This is a genomic window from Desulfosarcina variabilis str. Montpellier (assembly GCF_048565275.1).
In the GTDB taxonomy this organism is placed as follows: Bacteria; Desulfobacterota; Desulfobacteria; order Desulfobacterales; family Desulfosarcinaceae; genus Desulfosarcina; species Desulfosarcina variabilis.
In genome coordinates, this window is the sequence record NZ_CP159846.1 from 9,247,535 (window position 1) to 9,271,893 (window position 24,359).

Genomic DNA, 24,359 nt, shown 5'->3' on the forward strand with positions numbered 1-24,359 from the left:
TGGTATGTTTATCATCCACTAATGATAGCGGTCAAATATCAAAGCGGCCCCTTTGAAGTCGTGCCATCCTAAACAGGGCGATTGTCAAGCTTGCCGCATCCAACACTTTGCTCGAACCGGATACGTCCCTGAATTTTTTATCGGACCGGCTGAAATTTTTGCCGATCGTGCAAAAAATAAGGATATTTACGGTTCGCGAGACGCCACACGTAAAGCATTTGAGCTGGGATTGATAGAGCAATGGCGAGGACTGGATGGACATGTTGCAGAGCAGGAACCTGACGTCCCATACTTACAATGAAGAAGTGGCCGAGGAAATCTGTCGGGCCGTGGTGGGCACATACTACCCCCTTTTCAGGAAACTCGAGAAAAAATTAGATAGTTTGCATTCCCGGTTCGAGCAATCGGCCACAAAAAAGTGAAAAATGCATGCCATACGGTCTAAGCAAAGATATAGTCGATCGGATTATCAACGTGCTATCGAAATTTTCTGAAGTCGAGGAAGTTGTTTTATACGGCTCCCGCGCCAAAGGCAACTTCAGACCCGGCTCTGATATCGACCTCACGGTAAAAGGCCATGGACTTGATTTAAAACGGCTTAATAAGATCCGTTTAGATCTTGATGATCTGCTTTTACCTTACACATTTGATATTTCGTTGTTTCGTCAAATCAAAAACCAGGACCTGATCGATCATATCGAGCGGGTCGGCATTGTTTTCTATCGTCAGGGTTCGGCCCTCCAAGAAAATAAATCGACGAATGAAAACCGTTGACTGGTTATCTTAGCGCCTGAAAAATCGTATCAATGTTTGCCGGATTGAATCCTTTTTCCTGCATCATTCAGCCGGCCTTTGCCATCCACGATTTCATCGAAAACAACATTTTCGATGTTGTGTACAAATCGTAACGAAATACACCTCGGACAATGAATAATCATACCCCGACCACCGAATGAATCGGCGTTTGTGCGGTGTGGAGTCGTATTTCATTTCAACCCACCTCCGTCGTAGGGGCAGGCGCCTGTGCCTGCCCTGGTATGGTATACACGCCCTTATGTTTTTTCGCCGAGAAAAATTGACACCAGTAAAATTCGTTGGTATTAAACGAATATGACTGGTTTAAAACGCAACCTTGAAATTAAAATCAACCGCCTCCTGAAAAACTTTCCGGTTGTCATTATCCTGGGGGTTCGACAATGTGGAAAGACAACCCTCGCTCAAATTCTACGCCCCAAATGGCGTTATTTCGACCTGGAGCGTGGAATAGATTATGATTTTATCACCCGTGATTTTGAGTTTTTCATCAAAGAACATCCTCATTCCATTATTATCGATGAGGCTCAACGCTTCCCAAATCTATTTCAGGAGCTACGGGGTGTTGTCGACCGTGATCGCCAACGCAAAAACCGGTTCCTGTTGACCGGCTCCAGCTCGCTTGAATTGATAAAAAATGTGTCGGAAAGTCTTGCCGGACGCGTGGGGATCGTTGAATTGGCAACCTTAAAAACCAACGAACGTTACGGATTGAATATTCCCGATTTCTATCAACTTTTTCAAGGGCCACTGACTCACAAAACCACTGAATTTATCAAAAGCTTAAAAGCCCATCTTACTCATGATCAAGTGATGGAAATGTTTCTAACGGGAGGGTATCCCGAACCGGTGTTGGCTGAGGATGCTCTTTTTTACGAAAGCTGGATGGAAAACTACGTTCAGACGTATGTCCATAGGGATATCAGATCCCTTTTCCCAAAGCTGGATCTGTCTAAATATCAGCGGTTCGTATCGATGCTGACTGCGCTTAGCGGCACCATCATTAATCGCTCGGAGATTGGAAGATCGCTGGATATCTCCGAAAAATCCATTCGGGATTATCTCCAGATTGCCGAAGGAAGTTACATCTGGCGCAATATTCCCAGCTACGAAAAAAGTGTTAGCAAATCGGTTGTCAAAATGCCCAAAGGCAATATCCGGGACAGTGGCCTGACCCACTTCCTCCAGGGAATCACACGGCGAAACAAGCTCCTGACTTACCCGCAAGTGGGCGCTACTTTTGAAGCCTTTGTTTTCGAGGAAATCATAAAGGGACTTCAATCTACCATGCTGACCAACTGGAGCTACTTTTATTTCCGGACGAAAAATGGTGCTGAAATCGATATGATATTGGAAGGATCGTTTGGCATTTTGCCTGTCGAAGTGAAGTTTGGCAGCACTGTCAAGCTACGCCAGCTGAAAGCCCTGAAAGCTTTCGTTTATAATAATGATCTTCCGTTGGGAATCGTGATCAATAACAGCGACGACATACGTCTTCTTGCGGATCGAATAATCCAACTCCCGGTAACATTTATTTAATCCCCCACTCTTCGCATGTTCTGCGTATGGCGCTACCCCATGCCAGCCGGAAAATAATTTACAAGGGGACATTGTTTCATTGTTGCAAACGCTTATTTCTTGTTCCCGTCATTAAAATGGTATCAAGGAGCAATTTTCCAAGTCGATCGATAGTAAAAAATGATGATCAATTACGCCGTTCGAGCACCAAAAAACGCCAATGCCCGCCGTGCTCGTGCTTAATATCGTAACAGGTTTATTGACATATCCCATCGCCCGGTCTCATGAGATAAACCCGCTACATTTCTGTTGTTTCGTACCAAGGCTATTTTATAATCCACCAGTTCAACATGTCATCAAAGATAAAACAAGGACTTACGGCTAATTGCTAAAAGCTCACCGTGGGTTTCTTAAACAGCTCTTTTCAGCCTAAAAAACAGCGGTCAAATCCGCTTTTCATCCCCTTTTCACAAAACCTTCATTTTTATTTCACCCATCCCGGGCAGGATGCACTCCAACAGTAGATGCGAACCAATTTTTCATCAGGAGGTTTATAATGGGAAAGGCAGCGGTGATTTTTTTTGTAATCTGGAGTGTAGTGTCAGCCGGAGTCGGACCGGCAATGGCGGAAAATGAAGACAGGCACCTTTCACCCTATTTTTTCGTTGAGGGGGGTGATGAGGGCCAGGAATGTTTCCCATTAAAGTCCACAACGGTTAAGGCGGCCATCAGCGGGGTGATCGCCGATGTAAAGGTAACCCAGACCTATACCAACACGGGTACCCGGCCGATCAACGCCCGCTATGTGTTTCCGGCCAGCACGCGGGCAGCGGTCCATGGAATGCGCATGACCGTGGGCGAAGAGGTCATCGAAGCCAAAATAGAGGCCCGTCAGAAAGCCCGGCAAACGTTTAAAAAGGCCAAAGCAGCGGGCAAAAGCGCCTCACTGCTCGAGCAGCAGCGGCCCAATGTGTTTTCCATGCATGTCGCCAATGTCATGCCCGGTGAAACCATTGCCATCGACCTGCACTACAGCGAGTTGCTGGTGCCCGAGGAAGGCCTGTACCAATTCGTTTATCCCACGGTGGTCGGTCCGCGCTATTCAACCATCCCCGAGAAAGGTGCCGACGATCACCACAGGTGGTTGCAAAACCCCTACCTGACCGAAGACCAAGATCCCACCAGCACCTTTGATATAAAGGTCAGCCTGGCTGGCGGCCTGCCCATCGGCCAGGTGGCCTGCGCCACCCACGCCACCGATGTGACCTGGGACGGCCCATCCAAGGCGCAGATCAGCCTGGCGGCCGATGAGACCCACGGCGGCAACCGCGATTTCATCCTGGACTATCGCCTCAGCGGCGACCAGATTCAAACCGGGCTGATGACCTACGAGGGCGATGCGGAAAACGTCTTCATGCTCATGGTCCAGCCCCCCCAGCGCGTCACTCCGGACGCCATCCCGCCTCGGGAGTATATCTTTGTGCTGGATGTCTCCGGCTCCATGCATGGGTTCCCGCTGGATACGGCCAAAGTGCTGATCAAGGATCTGTTGGCGGGCTTGCGGCCCGAGGATCGCTTCAATGTGATCCTTTTCGCCGGCGCGGCCCGCCTGCTGGCCCCCCGATCGATTACCGCCGACCCGGCCCAGATTCAGGCCGCGGTCAATTTCGTCGACGACCAGGATGGCGGCGGGGGCACCGAACTGGACCGGGCCCTTTCCACCGGCCTGAACCTGCCGCGCGATGAAGGCTATGCCCGCACCATGGTTGTGGTCACCGATGGATATATTGCCGCGGAAAAAGCGGTGTTCAGCCGTATCGCCGATCAGGCGGGACAGTGCAATGTGTTTGCCTTCGGCATCGGCAGCAGTGTCAATCGCCACCTGATCGAAGGAATAGCCAAGGCCGGCCAGGGCGAGCCTTTTGTGGTCACCGAGCCCAAGGAGGCCGCCGCCACCGCCGCCCGTTTCAGACGCTATATCGCGGCACCGGTGCTCACGGACATCGAGATCGAGATCGACGGTTTCGACGCCTATGACGTGGAGCCCCTGCAACCGGCCGATCTTTTTGCCCAGCGCCCCTTGATCGTCTGCGGCAAGTGGCGCGGGGAGCGGCAGGGCACCATCGAGATCAAGGGCACCGGCGGCCAGGGCCCATATGCGGAAGTCTTCCATGTTGCCGAGGCGTTGCCAGCGGACGATAACGGAGCCCTGCCCTACCTGTGGGCCCGTAAGCGGCTGGCGCGGCTGAGCGACTTTTCGGTAACCGAGGATGACGAACAGATCAAGGAACAGGTGACCCAAATCGGGTTGGCCTACAATATGCTGACCGCCCATACCAGCTTTGTGGCCGTCCACGAAAAGGTTCGCAATACCGCCGCTCCGGCAACGGATGTGGATCAACCCCTGCCCCTGCCCCAACACGTATCCAACCTGGCCGTGGGCGCACGCCATGTGCCGGAACCGGATCTGGGAGTGATGCTGATAGCGGCCATTCCACTGGGACTCTGGATGGTTTTGCGCCGGCGCCGATCCTGAGCATGATGTCTGACCCACAGGAGGAAGCCTGTAATGAACCTTGCCATCGCCGATCCCCAATCAGACCTGGCCGCTGTCCACTGGCGGATCAACCGGCTGCTGGCCGCCATGCTGGCCGTTGCTGTCATGCTGATGTTCAAACGCCATTACAGCCTGGCCGGGCCGGACCAATTGACCTGGATACTGTCTCCCACGGCACGCCTGATCGCCTGGCTGACCAGTGCGACCCCGGTGTGGGAAGCCGGGGTCGGGTATGCGGATTTTGACCGGGGAATCATCATCGTACCGGCCTGCGCCGGGATCAATTTCATGATCATGGCTTTTGGGCTGGCTGTATATTGCGCCCTCGGACGGTTGCGGATCTTTACCGTGCTGGCCATTTGGATGGCCGCCGCGCTTGCCGGCGCCTATGTATTGACGTTAGGGGTCAACACGCTGCGCATCGCCGTGTCCATGGTTCTTTACCAGGCGGACGTCTATGGTGCCTGGCTCACGCCTGAGCTGCTCCACCGCCTTGCCGGGGTCTGGATTTATCTCGGTGCTTTGGGCTTGTTTTTCAAAGGGCTGCAGCCCATAATAAACGCCTTGGCGGATCGTTTCGATCCGCACCCCCGGTTGGATCGCATCATCTGGCCGGCATGGCTGCCCCTTTTGTGGTACCTTGCAGGGGCCGTGGGGGTACCGGCGGTGAACCTGTTGTTCCGGCCCCCCCTGCCCGCATTCGGCAAGCATGGGGTGACGGTCTTGGCGGCTGCCGTCGCCTTGTGGGGCGGCGTTGGACTGGTTAAATTATTAGCTCAATATTCAAACAGGAATTGGCTAAATGGCAAAGATATTGATCGTGGAGGATGAACCGGCAATCGCCGACACCATCCAGTATGCCCTGGAAACGGAAGGATTCACGCCGTTAATTGCGCCCACCGGCCAGGAAGCGTTGCAGGAGATCGACTCCGATGGAATCGATCTGGTCATTCTGGACATCGGCCTGCCGGACATCAACGGCTTCGAACTTTGCAAACAGATCCGGCAGACCAGTGCCCTGCCGATCATTTTTCTGACTGCCAGAAACGAGGAGGTGGACCGCGTGGTGGGGTTGGAGATCGGTGCCGACGACTACGTGGTCAAGCCCTTCAGCCCCCGGGAGCTGACCGCGCGGGTCAAGGCGGTGCTGCGCCGCACCCAGCCCAACCATGCCCCTTCGACAGAAGAGACGGTCTGGGCTGTGGATGATAACCGGCGCCGCATCGATTACTTTGGCCGGCCGCTGGAACTCTCGCGAACCGAATTCGACCTGCTGCGCACCCTGATTCACCGGCCGGGCCAGGTTTTTACCCGCGAGCAGCTCATGGCGGCCATCTGGGATGAGCCCGAAGCCAGCATGGACCGAACCGTGGATGCCCATATCAAAAACCTGAGGGCCAAGCTCAAGGCCGTCAAACCAGGCATCGACCCCATCGTCACCCACCGCGGCACCGGTTACGCCCTGAAAGAACTAATCGAATCGCCATGAAACTCGGATTACGCATTTTCGGCTGTTACCTGGTCATTTTTTTCATCTGTTTCGCATACCCTGTGGGATGGGTGCTGGACACCCTGCGTACCCGCTACCTGGAAGGGGTGGAGGATCCCCTCGTGGACCAGGCCCACATCCTGGCCGGCATGGTGGGCCAGATGATGGCCGAAGACCGCTTCGATCCCGGCAGACTGTATAAAACCTTCGAGGTCATCTACAAGCGCCCGCTCGACGTGCAGATTTACCATCTCACCAAAACCGTCGTTGATCCGGCGGTCTACATCACCGACGCCAACGGCAAAGTGCTTTTTCATTCCCAGGACCCGGCTCAAATCGGCGAGAATTACACCCATTGGCGGGACGTCGGCCTGACTTTAAACGGCGACTATGGTGCCCGCACCAGCCTGGCTGATGCAACCGATCCCACGTCCTCGGTGCTTTTCGTAGGCGCCCCGATCATGGTCGACGGACGACTGGCCGGTGTCTTGAGCGTGGCCAAACCCACCACCAACATCAACAGCTTCCTGAAACAGGCCAAACCCCGAATCATCCAGGTCGTCATGCTTTCGGGGCTGCTGGCCGTGGTGCTGGGCTACCTGGTAGCCCTGTGGATCACCCGGCCCATCGGACGCATGACCCGTTATGCCAATGCTGTATCCGAAGGCCGGCATGCTGTATTTCCACGCCTGGACCGCACCGAAATCGGCACCATGGGCCGCGCCCTGCAAAAGATGCAAAAGACCCTGGAGGGTAAGGCTTATGTGGAGCGCTATGTCCAGCAGCTGACCCATGAAGTGAAGAGCCCGTTGTCCGCCATCCGCGGATCGGCCGAATTACTGGAAGAAAATGTCCCCCCCCAGAGGCGTAAGCGCTTTTTGACCCACATCCGCACCGAAGCCAACCGGATTCAGAATATCGTCGACCGGATGCTGACCCTGTCGGCGTTAGAAACCAAGCAGCAAATCACCAAACGGGAAAAGATCCGCCTGGCCGATCTCGTTGACGAGGTGATCGAAAGCAAACAGCCTATGCTCATGGCCAAAGACATTGACGTGGCCATAAACGTCGACAAAACAAAAATGCTTTTCGGCGATGCGTTCTGGCTCCGTCAGGCCGTGGCCAACCTGTTTCAAAATGCCATCGATTTCAGCCGGTCGCAGACAGAAATCGCCATTAGAGCAACCTCCGATGGCACTTTCGTGCGGCTTCAGATCGAAAACAGCGGCCCCCCGATCCCTGATTACGCTCTGGAAAAGATCTTCGACAAGTTCTACTCTCTCAAGCGCCCGGACAGCGGCCGCAAGAGCACCGGCCTGGGGCTCAATCTGGTCAGGCAGGTGGCCCTGTTGCATGGCGGCCATGTCAAGCTGCACAACCGTCCATCCGGTGGTGTAATGGCAGTACTGACACTGCCGATAAAAAATGACCCGCGGGTCAAACGCTTTTCAAGGCCACCCATGGCCAGCCAGATGAAGTAATGGAACCTCTTAGCGCCTGTTTTTGAAGTACGGATTTATCAAACAGGCGTTTAGGGAACCGTCACACACCCTTTGGCCTGGGCCAAAACCCGCTGCATATGACCAGGCAGGGATCGGCCCAGGATGGTTTCCAGATAAACCACCGCCTCGCACAGGGCCGCAAGATCGATCCCCGTGGCAACGCCCATGGATTCGAACATGTTCACCGCATCCTCGGTGGGCACGTTGCCAGCCGCCCCCCTGACGAATGGACATCCGCCCAGGCCGGCGGTGCAGGTGTCGAAGCTTTTGACCCCGGCCTCAAAACCGGCAAACAGATTGGCCAGGCCCAAACCACGGGTGTTATGCAGGTGAAGGCTAATGGCGACGTCCGGAAATTCGCTGCGTACCCGCTCAACCATACGGCGAATGGCAAGGGGCGTGGCCATGCCGGTGGTATCAGCCAGATTGATTTCCCTGACCCCTGTGGCCACCATCTTTTCGGTTGCCCGCAGCACGCTATCCGCTGACATGCGCCCTTCGTAAACACAGCCAAAGACACATTGCAGCCCGGCCCGCACGTCCAGACCGGCGTTCAGGGCATCAATAATGAGGCCGGTCATGGACGAAAGCGCGTCGGCCGCCGGGCGCCCGGCATTTTTGCGGCTGTGGGTGTCACTGACCGAAACGGACATGTTCAGGTGCGACACCCCGCAACGCATGGCCCGTTCCAATCCCTTGTCGTTTAAAATCAGCGCCGACACGACCAAAGAATCCGATTTGCCGATAGTGCGAATCAATTCGTCGGTGTCGGCCATTTGGGGTATGATATGGGGATGCACAAAAGATCCCACCTGAAGGCGCTTTACGCCCGCTTTGGATATCAGCTCGAACAGGTGCAGTTTTTCTTCCAGGCTGAAGATTCGGGATTCCATCTGAAGGCCATCCCTTAAGGTCTGATCTTCAATGGATAGCTTGGTTTGGCTTGAGTCGACGCTCATTGTGCGTTCCTTTGCTGTCGCGAATCGTTGCCGCAGCGCAGACGACTGTTGAAATCATCGCGGTTGTCGTGGCATACTGCCGCGAATCGATTTTAATCGCTATTTTTTGCCCATGTTCTTCATGAAAAGGCGGCAACCTCAATTTTTATAGTGCGCATGCCTGCTTTATTTTTTCAACCCCCTGCAGCCGGTGCATCAAGCCGGATTCATTGGTCCGCTGCGGCCAGTTACCTGATGTCCGGTTTACTGCTGCATGCCATCACCCTGATCACGCTGGTGTTGATCGTGCTGGTGACGGTGTTCATAGAAAAACACCCGCTCAAGGTGATAACCATCGCGGGTGGGGGAATCATTGCCGCTTTCGCGCAGCTGGACGCCCGATCGCGGTTCCAGGAATTCAAACAGATCCGGGATCAGCTGATCGACTTCGGCCCGGACCGACGCATTTTTCGGTCCGTTGCCGGATCCCGCTGCCGGCGCGACGCAGCCCTGGCAGCTGCAAGGCAGTTGGGGTATGAAGCGGTCTGTCGCAACCTTTTTACCGATATCGGTTACCGCTGGTATCACCTGTTGCCGGACCGCATCGTTCAGGCTCCCCGAGTGCTGCTGACCCTTGCATTCTGGCGGGCCACCTTTTTCGTGCCCGGTTACCACAGCCGCTACCCGCTTACAACCGATGAGATTTTCCATGCAAGCGCTTGACCCAGGGGTAAGATGGTGTAAGGGTGGTCCCTGTCCGTTTGCAACCCACCAAGGAGCAAGCAAATAATGATTTCTCTATCGGTAAGAAACTTGGCGTTGATGGTCGTTCTGATCATATTGCCAATGGCCGCAGAAGCCTACGAAGAGGTCGAGGATCTGGTTGAAATTTTTGTAACCGACAATCAGTTTACGGCATCGGTCGATGGCCGGCGTGCGTTTCCCGAGAGCATCAAACCGGGAGAAAACGTTCTTTGGGAGGGGGCAAAAGGAGAAGTCGGAGCCATTCTGACCAATGAACGGCTGCTGGCCGTATCCATCACCTCGGGCGGATGGAACATGCTCGATCTGAAAATCAGAGAAAAACGGAGCACGCCGGAAATGCTGCTGGCCGCCCACCTGGTCGTCATGCTGACCGATGAACGCATTGTGGCCTTGGGCACCTACACCGACGGCTTTTTTCAGACCCCGATGCCCATCGGCGAATCGGTGGTGGCCAGCCAGGCCGAAGGTCGTGTGGCCGCCGTGGTCACCTCCAGCCGCGCCTATGGGTTTTCCGCCTATCGCCGCGGTGCCGCTGAGATACGCCTCAAACGGCAGGAGGAGATCGTGGCCATCAAGGCCACTTACAACAAGATCACCCTGCAAACATCGGAGAATCGCGCCCTTATCTTGAGAGCTAAGGATGCCAGATGGTCAAGGGTGGATCTGGATTAGAAAGGAACAACGAAATCATGAACATTCTGTTTGCCGCCCCGGAAAACGCCTGGGGCGGATTCCTGGAATTGGTGCGCAAAAAACTGCCGTCACACCATTTTACCGCTACCGGCGAATTTGCCATCCAGAGTCTGGCCGGCATCGATGTACTCATCCCGACCATGTGTCCCATCACCCGTGAGACACTGCTGGATGCCAATCGATTGAAACTGATTCAGCAGTGCGGATCAGGGTTGGAGGGCGTTGATATTGCCGCGGCCACAAAGAAAGGGATCGGGATGCCTTGGAATGGGCGCTTTCAAGCGGCACCATCGCCGGTGCCGGCCTGGATGTCTTCTGGGAAGAGCCGCCGGATCCCAATGACCCGCTTTTCAATCTGAACGTCCTGGCCACCCCGCATGTGGGCGGTTCCACCGATCGTTCCATGCAGGGGATTGTTGCCGGGGTGGTGGAGAATATCCAACGCATCGAGGCCGGATTGCCCCCCCCATAACCAAGCAGGGTGATGCCCCGATCAACATCATTTGGTTAAAAAACAGATAATTGTTGAATCCTCAACTGAATTCTTCAGGAGTTATCAGATCGATGCATCAATTGACAGATTCAAAAATTCTGGTGGTGGAAGATGACCCCAACATGTGTGAGAGCATACAATCGCTGTTAAATGCAAACGGGTTCGACGTTCAAACAAGTACAACCCTTCCCGATGCACTAAATGCCCTCCAGAACGGCCATTTTGACCTGATCCTGCTTGATTTGAAGTTAGACGATCAATGCGGGTTCACACTCATCGACCAGCTTGTCGACAGACAGATGGATACCCGCGTGATCGTGGTCACCGGCCAGCACTCTGAAACGCATGCCATCACGGCACTGAAAAAAGGCGCGACAGACTATCTGAAAAAGCCGTTTGACCCCAATGTGCTCATTGCATCGGTCAATACGGTACTCAAACGCCAATGGCATCAGCGGGAACTGGAACTGTTCAAACATGCGGTGGGTGCCTCATCGACAGCGATTGTGGTTGGCGATTCCGATGGCAACATTGTTTATACCAACGGGGCCTATGGAAAACTGATCGGCGTAAATAATGGTGGTAGCGGGCATTCAGCCGACGTTGCGTTCAATATTGAAGGACATGCAGCCACCGATGAGCAGATTCGAAAGGTAGTGGAGACCGGAATGCCCTGGAATGGCAAGGCTGAACTGGTAGATCCCAACGGCCAGTCGGTCGTGGTGTGTAAACGGGTCGACCCGATACCTGAACCAATCGGCGGCACCGCCTATGGCGTGGCCTTGATGTGCGACATGACCGCTCAGCGGGAAAAAGAATATACCCTGTCCAACAGCCGTGAGCGCTATCGCAGAATCATCGATAGCCAGCAGGATTTTTTGTATCGATTGAATTCAAAATTACTCATCACATTCGTCAATCAAACCTTTGCATCCACCCAGGCGACCCCCTTACGGTCCATGATCGGCATGCCGATTACGGCCTTCATCCAGGAATCAATTCAGCCCAGGCTGCTGAATGCGTTCGAAGCCATTCGATCCGGCAGGGCGCCAATCGAACTCGAATTCGAGGTTGTCGACAAAAACGGGATCACTTGCTGGCAGCAATGGCGGTTTGAAGCCATTCGTGATGAAGATGGTGATCTGACGGAATTTCAGGCGGTAGGCCGTGACATTTCGGCTCGTAAGCGTGCCGAGAAAAAACTGCAAGAGGAATCGGAAAAGCTCAAACAAGCCCTTGCCAAAGTAAAGCGACTGAGTGGGATGCTGCCCATCTGCGCATCATGTAAAAAAATCCGCGACGACAGCGGATATTGGAACCAGATCGAGGAATACATCCAAAGCAATTCCGATGCTGCGTTCAGCCATGGCCTCTGCCCGGAGTGTGCCCGAAAATTGTATCCGGAGCTATATAAAAAAGGTTAGGGTGCAGGAAAAAAATAATTACGCCAGATTGCGCCGGATTTGTGTTCGTCCACAAGGCTCATCCGCCGGTGCATATTTGGAATCTGTGCCGACGGATGGAACGCCGTGGACGGGCGCAAGGACAAGCAAGATGGTGTAATTATTTTTTTCCTGCGCCCTTTGGCGCTCACCTTGGGGGTTGCACGGGCAGCTCAACCGTAAACGTCGTTCCCTCACCAGGCGTGCTATCGCAGACAAGGTCGCCGCGAAAAGACTTGACGATGTTGTGGACGACCGACAGCCCCAGTCCGGAATGCGGGCCTTTTTTTGTGCTGACATAGGGATCGAAAAGCGTTTCCCTCACGGATTCCTCAATTCCCGGCCCGTTATCCCGAAAAATGATCTGAACATGACCATTGCCGCCTGTCTTGCGCCCCGCAGATTTTACGCCTAACGGCGTTGAGAGAAACCGTGTTTGCACGTCAAGTCGCCCGCCATTTTCAGACATGGCTTCAATCGCGTTTTTAATCAGGTTGATAAAGACCTGCTTCAGCCCATCCGGATGGGCGGCAACGGCCGGCAGGTCGGGGTCCAGGTCGCTGTAAAGATCAATTTTGCTTCTGTCCATAAGCCCCTGGCCAAATAGTGCCAGAATATCTGCCAGCAGTGCATTGGCGTTGGCGGTTGCCTTGGCTGGGACCTCGCTTTTTGAAAAAGAGGTCAATTTCTGAAGCAGACGGCCAACGCGTGAAACTTCTTCATTGATTATTCTCAACTCATCATGTTCCAGTCCTGCTTCCGCCATCCGCATTTCAACCACTTTGATGTAATTTTTGATCACGCTGAGCGGGTTGTTGACTTCATGGATAATGCGTCTGGCCAGATCGATGGAAGCTTCCATTCGCTTGGCATGGACCATTTGCATTTCCCGGCGACGGATGTTCTCCATACGAAGCACGGTAGCCCCTTTGTGCATCACAAGACGTAAAATCCTTTTATTTTCCAGCAAAACAGGAATATCATCGCTTTCAATGCCCACCGCCAGCACCCCCACCGGATCATTATGAACGATCAGCGGCAGACAAAACATGCCCTTGCCACCGAGCAATCGGATAATCTGCTCGTCAATGATCGACAACGGTGCTTTCAGTCCGCTGGCAAACGAATCCATCTCGCAACGCTTTTTGAGGCAATCGACCAATATACTGCCATGCATTTGCATGGAAATGGCAAATTGCGGGTGTTTGATATAGGTTCCCGTCTGATCCGGAAGAAATCCGACAAGCGCATCTCTTTTCTTTTCGGTGAGAAAAAAAATGGCCTGCTGAATATCAAAAAGCAGTTTGATTCCATCGCCCATGCATCTTAAGATATCACTAGTATCCTCGGCCGTGAGAAATCCTTCGAGGATACCCATGGTCAGAGAAAGGTCCTTGACTTCACATCTCAGGCGGTTGCGGATCTGTTTGTCTTTTTCATCGGGAATGGAACCATCAACCGCTGTGGAATCGATATTGATATCCAATGAATTGGCGACATGCCTGGCCTCCTCATCGGATAGGGTCAAAATCGCCTGGCATCGTGACGGATCAAGATTGAACAGACGATCGGCTAATGCGACCCCCTCATCGATTTCATCTGTGCTGTCCCTGCACAGTAAATTGGCCACATGGATGATCTGTACCATGGTAATGGCATGCGTGATGCGATCGGCCCGTTCATGGTGGTAGCGAACGCAATCGACAATGGATGAATCCAGTTTCCAGCGATCCAGCAACCATGCTCCAACCTCGGCGTGGGTCGCCCCCATGCGGGACTCGCCGGTAAGCAGCAGATCGGTATTATCTCCGCATTGGTATAGCAAGGTTTCGTAGTCTTTTTTGAAAGTTGTCCATAAAATCACCTTGCCGATATCGTGCAGCAGGCCTGACAAGAATGCTTCATCGGGGTGACCGGTATTCTGGGAGGCTGCCAGGTGTTTGGCCATGAACGCACAGCGAAGCGAATGCCACCAGAATCTTTTCAGATCAAAGGTACTGGCGGTTCCTGTTGATTTTGGGAACACATCATAGACGCAGGCACAAATGGCCAGATTTTTAATTCCGCTGGTGCCCACAAGAACAACGGCATGGCTGATCATATCCACCTTTCTCGGCAATCCCAAAAAAGCGGAGTTGACCAGTTTCAGAATTTTGGCGCTTAGTGACGGGTCTTTGGAGACCATGTCCCCGATTGCATTCAAATCCGGGTCGTCCTGGTTGCAGGCTTCGATCAGTTTCAACAAAATATGCGGAAGGGTTGGAAGATTGGTCAGCGTTGAGAGTCTGCTGAAAATTTTTTTCTGATCCATCATCAATTCAAACGCTCCATAGAAAAAAAAGGGGGCTGCTTTTTTCAAAACCGTGACGATTGGTGTTGGCTTGCAGTGCGCTATTGATTGTGGGCCACTTAGAATAGAGGTCCGCTGAACAAATGGAATATCGGCAGGTTAGGACAAAACTTGACCGTTTTCACACCGATTCGCCAACGGTTGTGGACGGGCCTTTATCGCTATCACAAAAATAAATGCCAACAGCCGTGGCTGTTGGCATACCTGATCTTGACACTAAGATTAGATGTAAAGCGATACAGGCGAAAAAGAAAAAGGAAGTTGAGCGTTTCAAATTTGGCAAGTGGAATATTGTCAATTCCCGGCCTTAGTATTTTTCTCCTTTAACTTGAGGTCAAACGCGGCCTTATTGATCACAAACCGTTCGTGCCGGCCGCGGCTGATCAGATCCACATCATCGTGCGCTTCGATTTCGAATACCAGCCGGCGCCGATCCACTTCCACCAGTTTGACCTTGACGGTCACCGCGAATCCGTTCGGCGTGGCGGCCACATGGCTGACATCAACGTGCGTCCCCACGGTTTGCTCATCGGGCCAATCCAAATGCGGCTTTAAAGCCTGAATGCAGGTCCACTCAAACAAGCCCACCATGAATCCGGTGGCAAAAACCGTTGGCATGACTTGAAATTCATCGGCCTCCGGGAAAAGGGCCGGTACGGTCTGGGCATCGGTGACGCAAAAGCGAAATTCATGTTCAAGACCGGGAACCAATGTCGATTTCATTCATCCTCCTTTTAATTTAAAAAGAAACGCCGGCGCGATCGTAGGATACGCTCCGGCGTTTTATCAGCAATAAATCAATGGTGATTAATTGGGCCTGGCACCCGCATAACCGATGCCCTTCAGAGCACTTTCCATTTCACCCAAAATTTCCGGATCATCAATGGTGGCCGGCACATTGTATTCTTTGTTGTCGGCGATTTTCTGAATCGTGCCGCGCAGAATCTTGCCTGACCGCGTTTTGGGCAGACGTTTGACCACCGTGGCGGTCTTGAAGGCGGCCACCGGCCCGATGCGGTCGCGGACCATCTGAACGACTTCCTTCTGAATGTCGGTATGGGGGCGATCGACGCCGGCTTTGAGGACCATGAAACCGATGGGCACCTGCCCTTTGAGTTTATCTTCGACACCCAGTACGGCACATTCAGCCACATCCGGGTGATCGGAAAGGACCTCTTCCATGGCGCCGGTGGAAAGCCGATGGCCTGCCACGTTGATGATGTCGTCCGTACGGGACATGACATACGCATACCCCTCGTCGTCGATGTACCCGGCATCGGCGGTTTTGTAGTAGCCGGGGAACTCTTCCAGGTAGGATTCGACAAACCGGTCGTCATTCTGCCACAAGGTGGGCAGGGTTCCCGGAGGCAGCGGCAGTTTCACCACCAGGGCACCGATTTCACCCGGTGCAACCTGCTGGCAATTGGAATCGACCACCTGCAGATTCCAACCGGGCACTGCCTTTGTGGGGGATCCGTATTTCACCGGAAATTGATGCAATCCCATGCAGTTGGCCGCAATGGCCCAGCCGGTTTCGGTCTGCCACCAGTGATCGATGACAGGAACCTTGAGGTTGTTTTCCGACCACTGGATCGTATCCGGATCGGAGCGTTCACCGGCCAGGAAGAGAATTTTGAAATTTGAAAGATCGTACTTTTTGATCAGCTCGCCTTTGGGATCATCACGTTTGATGGCGCGGAAGGCGGTGGGTGCCGTAAACTGGGATTTCACTTTGTGTTGGGAAATGACTCTCCAGAACACGCCCGCATCGGGGGTCCCCACAGGTTTGCCTTCGAAAACGATGGTCGTTGCACCTTTGAGCAGCGGCGCATAGACGATGTAGGAGTGTCCGACCACCCAGCCCACATCCGATGCGGCCCAGAACACATCGCCGGCATCGATGTCATAAATGGCCTTCATGGTCCATTTCAGGGCTACCATATGCCCGCCATTGTCCCGCACCACGCCTTTGGGCTGGCCGGTGGTTCCCGACGTGTAAAGAATGTAGAGCGGATCGGTGGCGGCCACCGGCACGCAGTCGGCGGGCTGTGCCGACGCCATGGCATCGGTCCAGTCCACGTCGCGGCCGTCAATCATCTCGGCTTTCGCCATGGGGCGCTGAATCACGATACAGGATGAGGGTTTGAACTCGGCCATATCAATGGCTTTATCCAAAAGTGGCTTATAGGCGATTACTTTTTTGACTTCAATACCACACGAAGCGGATACGATGACCTTGGGCTTGGCGTCATTGATCCGTGTGGCCAGTTCTTTGGCGGCAAATCCGCCGAATACCACCGAATGAATCGCACCGATACGCGCACAAGCGAGCATGGCAATGGCCGCCTCGGCAATCATGGGCATATAAATGAGCACCCGGTCGCCTTTGGTGACGCCCTGGGCAACCAGCACACCGGCAAATTTGGCAACTTCATCACGCAATTCACGATAGGTATAGGTTTTTATCGTATCGGTCACCGGGCTGTCATAGATCAGCGCCGCCTGATCACCACGGCCGTTTTCAACATGCAGGTCCAGTGCATTGTAGCAGGTATTCATTTCTCCACCGGTAAACCAGCGATAAAAGGGTTTGTTGCTGTCATCCAGGACTTTGTCCCAACGTTTGTACCAGTGGCAATCCTCGGCTGCTTTACCCCAGAACCCATCAGGATCGTTAATCGATTCCGCATAATCAATGTCGTATTGGTTGCTCATAAGTGCTTCCTTTCAAGGGTTGACCGTGATCGGTTGTTTGTTGGATTTCGCTGTATGGATAAGATCTGAAGTGTCGACATGGCACTTTCGAGCCCTGCCCGGAACCAGTGGTTAAATCAGGCAAGGAGCGAAATCCCTTTTTCAGGATTGGATCGGTTAAAAAATAGCGTGGAACATGAGTTGCCGTCACCGGCTAAGCGGCTCTTATGGCCAGCATGGTGGGGCCATGCTGGCCGAGGTGACGGGAGTTAGGCAGATTCTTTGGCCAGATCACCGACCGGCTCGGGAGCAGAATCGATCCATGGCTTGCCAAGGGGCAGAATCTGTTTGCCGAAAACCTGGGCATAAATGGCGGCAGCCATCATATACCAGGCATTGAGGGCACACAGAATCAGAACATATGCCGTGGGTTTGGTCAGTGCCGGATAGCCGAAATGCGCCAGATCCAGCCCGATAAACCCAATCAGCAGCAAGGTGAAGGTCGAGGCCATGGCGCCGTGGATACGCATGGCACCGATCCACATGATGGCGGTGTAAAGGGTCCAGACGATCAGAAAAAAGCCTACGTCCGTATGGCTTAAAGTGTAAATTTTAAAATGGTTGAGCAGCCATATGATCCCCAGGGCGATCCAGAAAGCACCGTATGAAACAAATGCACTGTACCCGAAATTATTCCCACATTTAAATTCCTGGAAGCCGGCAATCAGCTGGGCGCCACCGCCAAAGGCAATCGCCAGGGCCAGCACCGGACCAATACCGCACAATCCAAGATTGTGAATCTGAAGAATCAACGTGGTTAAACCAAAACCGGCCAAACCGACAACTGCTGGATTACCTTGACCTTCTGCTGACATTGCTACCTCCTTGGGAATGTGAGTGAAAAAAGAGATGATGTGCACTAAGAGCAGCAAGCATCATGCCAGTCACGAAAATCAACAACAAGGTACAAATAAATTAACCATTTACAATACGTGATCGTTTATTTTTAAATGAATACAATTTTGCTAATAAACGGGGCTTAATTGTCCCAAAACCGACCAATCGGCAATACAAATTATTGATATTTATTATAATATAATATTGGGAAATTTTTGTCTCGTTTAGAGATATTCATAGCCCATAGGCTTTCATCTTGCGGAACAGGGTGCGCCGGTCAATCCCCAGCAACTCGGCCACCCGGGACCGATGCCATTGGTTTTCCCTTAAAAGGTGCGCGATATATTCTTTTTCAAAGGCGCCCACCGCATCGCCGAGGGTCTGATCAAAACGCTGCGGATGGAATCGGGATGAGGCGGCCGGTGGTGAAGCGGCCGGCGCGTCAGCATCGGCCGCCGGGGGCAGGTCCAGAAAATCGATCTCCCCCAGGGTAATGTAGCGATGAATGGTATTTTGCAGTTCACGCACATTGCCCGGCCAATCATAGCGCTGCATGGCGGCAATGATACGCTGGGGCACCACAGGCAGTTTGTCACCATGGGGAAAATCGCTGACAAAATGGTTGACCAGCAGCGGGATATCCTCCTTGCGGGACTTCAAAGGGGGCAGGTGGATGGGCAGAATATGGATGCGGTAATAGAAATCGCGCCGGAACTGGCCGGCTTCCACACGTTTGCGCAGATCCCGATTGGTGGCGGCCACAATACGGATGTCGGCCTGCTTGACTGCGCTGCTGCCGATGGGAGTGTACCCGCCACCCTCGATGGCCCTTAGCAATTTGACCTGCATGGTCAGGTTGAGTTCTCCCACTTCGTCCATAAACAAGGTGCCGCCGTCGGCGGCATCCAGGTAGCCGGGCTTGTCCTGATCCGCACCGCTGAAGGCGCCCTTGCGATAGCCAAAAAACTCGCTCTCGACCAAGTTGTCGGGAATGGCGCCGCAATGCACGGTAACGAATTTGGCGCTGCCGCGATCGGAAAGATCATGGATGGTTTTGGCCACCATTTCCTTGCCCGTGCCCGATTCGCCGTAGATGATCACATGGGCATTGGATTCCGCGGCCTTGAGAATATTTTCGTAAACCAGCTGCATGGGCCGGCTTTTACCGATAATGTTGCCGAACCGGCTGGCCGTGCGCATGTTGGATTTCAATCGCCGGGCCTTTTCCGCCAGCTGGGCCTCGCGCTGACGCAGCCAGTCTTCGGTGGCCTTGCGCTCGGTGATATCCAACTCCACGGCCTGCAAAAAACGAACATGCCCCTGGCTGTCAAACACCGGGGCCTGGACAGCATCGTACCAGCGGCCATCCTTGGCGTTGAAAAACTCGGTATGCACGGTTTGTCCGGTAAATACATCCGGGTGTCGGCACCAGGGACAGGGTTCTGAAAAATCGAACAGCACCTCATGACAGCGCTTGCCGGTAACATCGTCCCCCACATGCTCGGCCAGCCGGCGGTTGACGAAATCCAGACGAAACGAGGCATCACAGGTATAGATAAACCCTTCAAAGATCGAAACAATTTCCCTCAGGCGGGCCTCGCTTTGCTTTAACGCGGAAGCGGTCTTCTCGCGCATGGCCATCTCTTTTTTCAGCTCCGCGTTGGCCGCCATGAGCTGTTCCGTACGCCAGTGCAGATCCTGGGTGCGGGCCTGGATTTCATCCTCCAGATGGGCCTGGTAGCGCCGGTTTTCTTCCCGCAGCCGGGTATGCTCCAGGGCGCGGTTGACCGAATGTTCCAGTACGGCCATATCGACGATGGGTTTGGTCACATAATCAAAGGCCCCCAGGCGCAGGGCCGCTACCGCATCCTGCAGCACGCCCGCCCCCGTGACCACGATTACGGGAACCTGATCCAGCTCGCCGGCAATCGCCTCCAAGACTTCCAGGCCATCCATGCGCGGCATGCGCAAATCCAGGAGCACCACATGGGGCTGTTTTTCCTGAAACTGATCCAGGCCTTCCCGGCCATCCCTGGCCTGGAAAACGACAAACCCGCTGTCCGCCAGGTAGGTCGACACACTGTCACGGACAATATCCTCGTCGTCAATCACCAACACGCGTCGCTCTGCGGGGGAATCAATGCTCACGCCCATCCTCCTTGCGGCTTGAATGGTCAGCTGCATCAGGTTCAGCCGGTTTTAGCAGTGGGTCGGCAAGGGGCAGCCGGATAATGAAGCTGGCCCCCTGTCCCGGTGACGATTCCGCGACCATGGAGCCGTTGTGGTTGTTGGTAATGATAAAATAGGCCACTGAAAGGCCCAAGCCGGTACCCACCCCCACTTCCTTGGTGGTAAAAAAAGGTTCGAAAATGCGCTTGAGTTTCGAGTTCTCCATTCCCGGCCCGTTGTCGGCGACCTCGATCACGGCCACCTCCTTTTCCCGGGAGAGGTGCAGAGTAATACACGGGACGTGGTCGTGGCCAGCGGACGTCTTTTCACTCATGGCCTGGGCCGCATTGCGCAGCAGGTTGAATATCACCTGCTCAATCTCAGTGGCGACACAGGGCACCGACGGCAGCCCCGGCTCGTAGTGCCGCTGGATTTGGATATGACGGAAGTCGAATTTCTTTTTCAGGTCATAGTCGTGGGCTGCCAGTTCAACCGCCTTGTCCAGCAAATCAGGCAGCGCCACCGGTGCCTTGTGCGATTCACTGCGCCGGCTGAAACTGAGCATATTTTCGACAATGTGCGACGCCCTTTCCCCGGAGATACGAATATTGTCCAGGAAACGAAAGATCTCCCGACGCTCCAGATAGCATCGAATGGTTTCCAGCTGGGTGCCGCAGGCCTTGGCATCGGCCTCGTTGGCCGGCAGTCCGGTGGAAAGCCGCCTCATCACATTTTGCAGACTCTGCAGCATGCCCCCCAAAGGATTGTTGATTTCATGGGCCATGCCGGCGGCCAGGCCGCCCACGCTCATCATTTTTTCGGTTTGCACCATCATGGTTTCCATGCGCACCCGCTGGGTCACATCATCCACCCGGATCACCGCCCCCTTGGCCTGGCCCACTTCAATGGGGTAGACCATGATATCCGCGTGGAATGTCCTTTCCTGAAAACTGCACAAGACTTTTTCCACCTGCCAGGCCCGCCCTTCATTGATGGCCGCCTTCATCATTTCCGCATGGGGAACCAAAAGGGGCAACAGCGCCGTCACCGGCCGGCCCCGGGCGTGTTGGTCGTCAATACCGGTCATGCGCTGCGCGCTGCGGTTCCACTGTGTCACCCGGCCTTGGCGGTCCACCCCCACCAGAACCGAGGGCATGGCATCCACAAAATTTTTCAGGTAATGACGCATGCGGGCCATCTCCTGCTCGGCCTTCCGCGATTCGGCGATAGTGGTTTTCAGGCTCTCGCTGTAAGCCTCCAGCTGCTCCATGAATGTATTGAAATAACTGGCCAGCATGCCCAGTTCATCGCGGCTGCGGGGTTTCAGACGCACCGAGATATCCCCTTTGGCCCCGGAAGCGAAGCGTTCCATCAGCTCTCGCAACGGATTGGTGATCGAGGAACTGATCCTGGACGTAAGGGGCAAAACCATGATGAAGGAAATCACCACCGTGGCCAGGATCAGATGACCGATGGTTTTTAGCGGCGCGTAAAACTCTTCCAGAAAACTGGACGAGGCCACGATCCATTCATATTCGGGAATGTAGTTGAAAATAACCAGTTTTTCACGGGCCTTGGATTCACCTGGCGCGGCCCAGGAATAGATGATTTTACCGCTTTTACGCTTGCACATCTCCTTGATAAAGCGCAGTCCGGTAACATCGGTGGCATCGTAATAATTGCCTTCCAGAGAAGGGTGCACAATCAGGTTGCCCTCCAAATCCAAAACATAGATATAACCGGTTTTACCGAATATGATGGAAAGAATACTGCCGCGGAAGTCATCCAAATTGACCAGTTCCCTGAACTCGTTACGGTAGGAGGTTACCGAAACAATCCAGTCCCAGGGTTCGAAATAGGTCATGTAAAGGGCCTTGGGACGCGGCTGCTTCTCACCGGGATTCTTCCAGTTGTACTCCAGATAACCAACCTTGCGCGCCATCTGATCAGTAATAAAAGGATGCGGAGACAGATCCGCCTGAATCAGTTCGTTCTCCGGGTGAATCTGGATCACGCCATGGCTGTCGATACAGTAGATGTAGCCGGTCTTGCCGATGGTCTGGCTGAGCATCACCTCCCGGGTCTGTCGCTGGGCCTCGTCCATGCTGATCATGCCGGCCAGCGCCTTTTCATAAAAATGCTGGGCAATCTCCCGATTCTTTTCCGCCACGGCCCGCAGATGATTTTTAATGGACACACTGGCGGAGGTGCGGACCATGTTCAATATGGTCTGGGTGGTATTTTTCAGCTCACTTTCAATATTTTCCTCAAGAGATGACTTGACGAAAAAAAAGATGATGATGGTGCCGAGGGTCAGGGTCAACATAAAAACCGTGGAATAGCTGATCAACAGCTTGTAGCGGATGCGTAAGTCCGCGAATCGACGGGCCGGGTTCAACATCTGCCGCTCCTTGGGGGCCGAAATGTGCTGACCGTGCGAAGATAATCATCAAGCTTACGGAAAAAAATACAATCCCCGAAAGGCCACACCCTAAAAGAGGGTGGGCCATTGTGTCAACGGGGAAAAGGGGGGATACAGAGCAATCGCAAGTAAAACCAAAAACCGGCCGTTCCTGAACACGCACTATTGCCGAAAGTGGGAAAATGCCAAATGCCAGGGCCCAAATGTCCAATGAAGGCTGAGATCGATTTCAAAATACATAGAATACAACCATTTGGCATTTTTCATTGGGCATTTGACATTCATGGACGATCTGATTTCGGGAAAAAAAGCAACCCGAAAATCTTCATGCGATAGCCCTTAATGGGGTTAGGGTAACGCCATTTGCGTTTGTGGGCTGATAAAAATCTGCAAACACCTCTTAAGGCTAACTGTGTAAATGTGGTTAGCGATTGAGCCGTTAGCTGTTGAGCTTATACCTTATACCTTAAAGCTTACACCTTATACCTTACCGCATTTTGCTAATCGCCCCCACAGGGTCTTAGGCAGATTCAACCGCCTTGACGCCAGGAATCTGCTGTTTGAGCACCCGCTCGATTCCATTTTTGAGTGTCATTTGAGACATGGGACATCCGGCGCAAGCCCCCTGGAGACGTACCTTGACAATCCCATTTTCCACACTGATCAATTCCACATCACCGCCGTCCGCCTGGAGCATGGGTCTGATTTTATCGATGGCCGCTTCGACTTTTTCCTTCATTGGCTGGATTCCTTTCTTTTGATTTGGTGGGTAATCCTCGCTTACCGTTTTAAATATAAAACGCCGTTGGTAAACGGTCAAATATTCCCACCAACAAACCGGGCGATTATTTTCTAAAGTTAGTTACCCAAAAGCCGATACAAGGCCTCCTGGCAATGAATTGAGCGAGGGTGTTTTAGAGTAAATTTGGTCCGACGTTAGATGTTTTACCAATTAATGGAGTACATTATGAAAAAACAGACCATATGGGTATTGACCACGTTGATGTTTATCTTTTTTGCGTTTTCCGCGCAGGCCGGCACACGCGACGATTGCGTTACCAAATGCAAGGAAGCCGTTCAGTATTATCAGAAATGGGGCAAGGATGCCACCATCAAGGAAATTGGAAACAAAACCGGCAAATTCGTGTGGAACGACGGGGTCAGCTATGTTTTCATGATGGATATGAAGGCCATGATGATGGCGCACCCGCACAAGCCGCAACTGACCCAGGTCAAAGACCTGATTGACCGGCCCGATGCCGAGGGCAAGCTTTTCCGCAGAGATTTCATCAAAGCGGCAGAAAAAGGAAAAGGCTGGACCAAATATGTTTACGAAGTACCGGGCATGGATGCTGTTAAACCGAAACATACCTTTGTTTGCCGCATACCCGATACGGACTATTTTGTCGCATCTGGATTTTATGTCATCAAGGCGGGCGTTTATCGTTGATGCCCACTACCAACCAAAACAAATATCAAGAAAATAAGAGCATCTACCATCCCCACGCGGACAAGGGGAATAGGCTGCACCAGTCGAACGAAAACAAAACACCTTGGTGATCGTGTTCGTAAATACGGTGGCGTACCGTATTTATGAATAGGGGCACTAAACCTTCG

Annotated in this window: 20 protein-coding genes and 1 pseudogene; 13 read left to right on the forward strand and 8 right to left on the reverse strand. The window is 53.3% G+C overall.

Features of this window, described 5'->3' with window-relative positions; all coding sequences use genetic code 11:
* Positions 1 to 251: 251 nt before the first annotated feature.
* From Dvar_RS41480 to creC, 7 genes and pseudogenes are all read left to right on the forward strand, one after another.
* Positions 252 to 368 (forward strand): annotated as a pseudogene (locus Dvar_RS41480) (nucleotidyltransferase substrate binding protein); the annotation flags it as partial.
* A 61-nt stretch (positions 369 to 429) separates the two neighbouring features.
* Positions 430 to 774 carry a nucleotidyltransferase domain-containing protein gene (locus tag Dvar_RS41485; RefSeq protein WP_419659334.1) on the forward strand — a complete coding sequence of 115 codons (345 nt, stop codon included), beginning with the start codon at positions 430 to 432 and terminating at the stop codon, positions 772 to 774.
* Positions 775 to 1,110: 336 nt separating this feature from the next.
* Complete coding sequence (locus Dvar_RS41490; RefSeq protein ID WP_419659335.1) at positions 1,111 to 2,352, forward strand: ATP-binding protein; 1,242 nt, start codon at positions 1,111 to 1,113, stop codon at positions 2,350 to 2,352.
* 535 nt (positions 2,353 to 2,887) lie between these two features.
* Positions 2,888 to 4,867 (forward strand): VIT domain-containing protein, encoded by a 1,980-nt coding sequence (locus Dvar_RS41495; RefSeq protein ID WP_419659336.1) that lies wholly within the window; start codon positions 2,888 to 2,890, stop codon positions 4,865 to 4,867.
* Between the two features lie 33 nt (positions 4,868 to 4,900).
* Complete coding sequence (xrtK, locus tag Dvar_RS41500) at positions 4,901 to 5,719, forward strand: exosortase K (RefSeq protein WP_419659337.1); 819 nt, start codon at positions 4,901 to 4,903, stop codon at positions 5,717 to 5,719.
* The gene (creB, locus tag Dvar_RS41505) at positions 5,691 to 6,377 is read left to right on the forward strand and encodes a two-component system response regulator CreB (protein ID WP_419659338.1); all 687 of its coding nucleotides are present in this window, start codon (positions 5,691 to 5,693) and stop codon (positions 6,375 to 6,377) included. Before xrtK ends, creB begins: the two co-directional genes overlap by 29 nt.
* A complete protein-coding gene (gene creC / locus Dvar_RS41510) occupies positions 6,374 to 7,858 on the forward strand; it encodes a two-component system sensor histidine kinase CreC (protein WP_419659339.1) in 1,485 nt (494 codons plus the stop codon). Before creB ends, creC begins: the two co-directional genes overlap by 4 nt.
* Before the next feature lie 50 nt (positions 7,859 to 7,908).
* Here creC and Dvar_RS41515 read toward each other — a convergent pair whose 3' ends face one another.
* Positions 7,909 to 8,838 (reverse strand): hydroxymethylglutaryl-CoA lyase, encoded by a 930-nt coding sequence (locus Dvar_RS41515; RefSeq protein WP_419659340.1) that lies wholly within the window; start codon positions 8,836 to 8,838, stop codon positions 7,909 to 7,911.
* Between the two features lie 156 nt (positions 8,839 to 8,994).
* On the opposite strand from Dvar_RS41515, the gene Dvar_RS41520 reads away from it, so the two are divergent.
* From Dvar_RS41520 to Dvar_RS41540, 5 genes are all read left to right on the forward strand, one after another.
* Positions 8,995 to 9,540 carry a hypothetical protein gene (locus tag Dvar_RS41520; protein WP_419659341.1) on the forward strand — a complete coding sequence of 182 codons (546 nt, stop codon included), beginning with the start codon at positions 8,995 to 8,997 and terminating at the stop codon, positions 9,538 to 9,540.
* A 66-nt stretch (positions 9,541 to 9,606) separates the two neighbouring features.
* The gene (locus Dvar_RS41525) at positions 9,607 to 10,254 is read left to right on the forward strand and encodes a hypothetical protein (protein WP_419659342.1); all 648 of its coding nucleotides are present in this window, start codon (positions 9,607 to 9,609) and stop codon (positions 10,252 to 10,254) included.
* Positions 10,255 to 10,271: 17 nt separating this feature from the next.
* Positions 10,272 to 10,634 (forward strand): hypothetical protein, encoded by a 363-nt coding sequence (locus Dvar_RS41530; RefSeq protein ID WP_419659343.1) that lies wholly within the window; start codon positions 10,272 to 10,274, stop codon positions 10,632 to 10,634.
* Positions 10,538 to 10,747, forward strand: a complete 210-nt coding sequence (locus Dvar_RS41535) for an NAD(P)-dependent oxidoreductase (protein WP_419659344.1) — start codon at positions 10,538 to 10,540, stop codon at positions 10,745 to 10,747. The genes Dvar_RS41530 and Dvar_RS41535 overlap by 97 nt, the downstream gene beginning before the upstream one ends.
* Positions 10,748 to 10,839: 92 nt before the next feature.
* Positions 10,840 to 12,192 carry a response regulator gene (locus Dvar_RS41540; protein ID WP_419659345.1) on the forward strand — a complete coding sequence of 451 codons (1,353 nt, stop codon included), beginning with the start codon at positions 10,840 to 10,842 and terminating at the stop codon, positions 12,190 to 12,192.
* 166 nt (positions 12,193 to 12,358) lie between these two features.
* On the opposite strand, the gene Dvar_RS41545 is transcribed toward Dvar_RS41540, so the two are convergent.
* From Dvar_RS41545 to Dvar_RS41575, 7 genes are all read right to left on the reverse strand, one after another.
* Positions 12,359 to 14,524, reverse strand: coding sequence for an HDOD domain-containing protein (locus tag Dvar_RS41545; RefSeq protein ID WP_419659346.1), 2,166 nt, complete (start codon positions 14,522 to 14,524; stop codon positions 12,359 to 12,361).
* A 330-nt stretch (positions 14,525 to 14,854) separates the two neighbouring features.
* The gene (locus tag Dvar_RS41550; RefSeq protein WP_419659347.1) at positions 14,855 to 15,283 is read right to left on the reverse strand and encodes a thioesterase family protein; all 429 of its coding nucleotides are present in this window, start codon (positions 15,281 to 15,283) and stop codon (positions 14,855 to 14,857) included.
* 84 nt (positions 15,284 to 15,367) lie between these two features.
* Positions 15,368 to 17,275 (reverse strand): propionyl-CoA synthetase, encoded by a 1,908-nt coding sequence (locus Dvar_RS41555; protein WP_419659348.1) that lies wholly within the window; start codon positions 17,273 to 17,275, stop codon positions 15,368 to 15,370.
* Positions 17,276 to 17,523: 248 nt separating this feature from the next.
* Positions 17,524 to 18,129 (reverse strand): acetate uptake transporter, encoded by a 606-nt coding sequence (locus tag Dvar_RS41560; RefSeq protein ID WP_419659349.1) that lies wholly within the window; start codon positions 18,127 to 18,129, stop codon positions 17,524 to 17,526.
* 256 nt (positions 18,130 to 18,385) lie between these two features.
* On the reverse strand, positions 18,386 to 20,299 hold the full coding sequence (locus tag Dvar_RS41565; protein ID WP_419659350.1) for a sigma 54-interacting transcriptional regulator: 1,914 nt from the start codon (positions 20,297 to 20,299) through the stop codon (positions 18,386 to 18,388).
* Complete coding sequence (locus Dvar_RS41570; protein ID WP_419659351.1) at positions 20,289 to 22,721, reverse strand: cache domain-containing protein; 2,433 nt, start codon at positions 22,719 to 22,721, stop codon at positions 20,289 to 20,291. The genes Dvar_RS41565 and Dvar_RS41570 overlap by 11 nt, the downstream gene beginning before the upstream one ends.
* Positions 22,722 to 23,262: 541 nt before the next feature.
* Positions 23,263 to 23,481 carry a NifU family protein gene (locus Dvar_RS41575; protein WP_419659352.1) on the reverse strand — a complete coding sequence of 73 codons (219 nt, stop codon included), beginning with the start codon at positions 23,479 to 23,481 and terminating at the stop codon, positions 23,263 to 23,265.
* Positions 23,482 to 23,709: 228 nt separating this feature from the next.
* On the opposite strand from Dvar_RS41575, the gene Dvar_RS41580 reads away from it, so the two are divergent.
* A complete protein-coding gene (locus tag Dvar_RS41580; protein WP_419659353.1) occupies positions 23,710 to 24,192 on the forward strand; it encodes a cache domain-containing protein in 483 nt (160 codons plus the stop codon).
* The last annotated feature ends 167 nt before the right edge of the window (positions 24,193 to 24,359 follow it).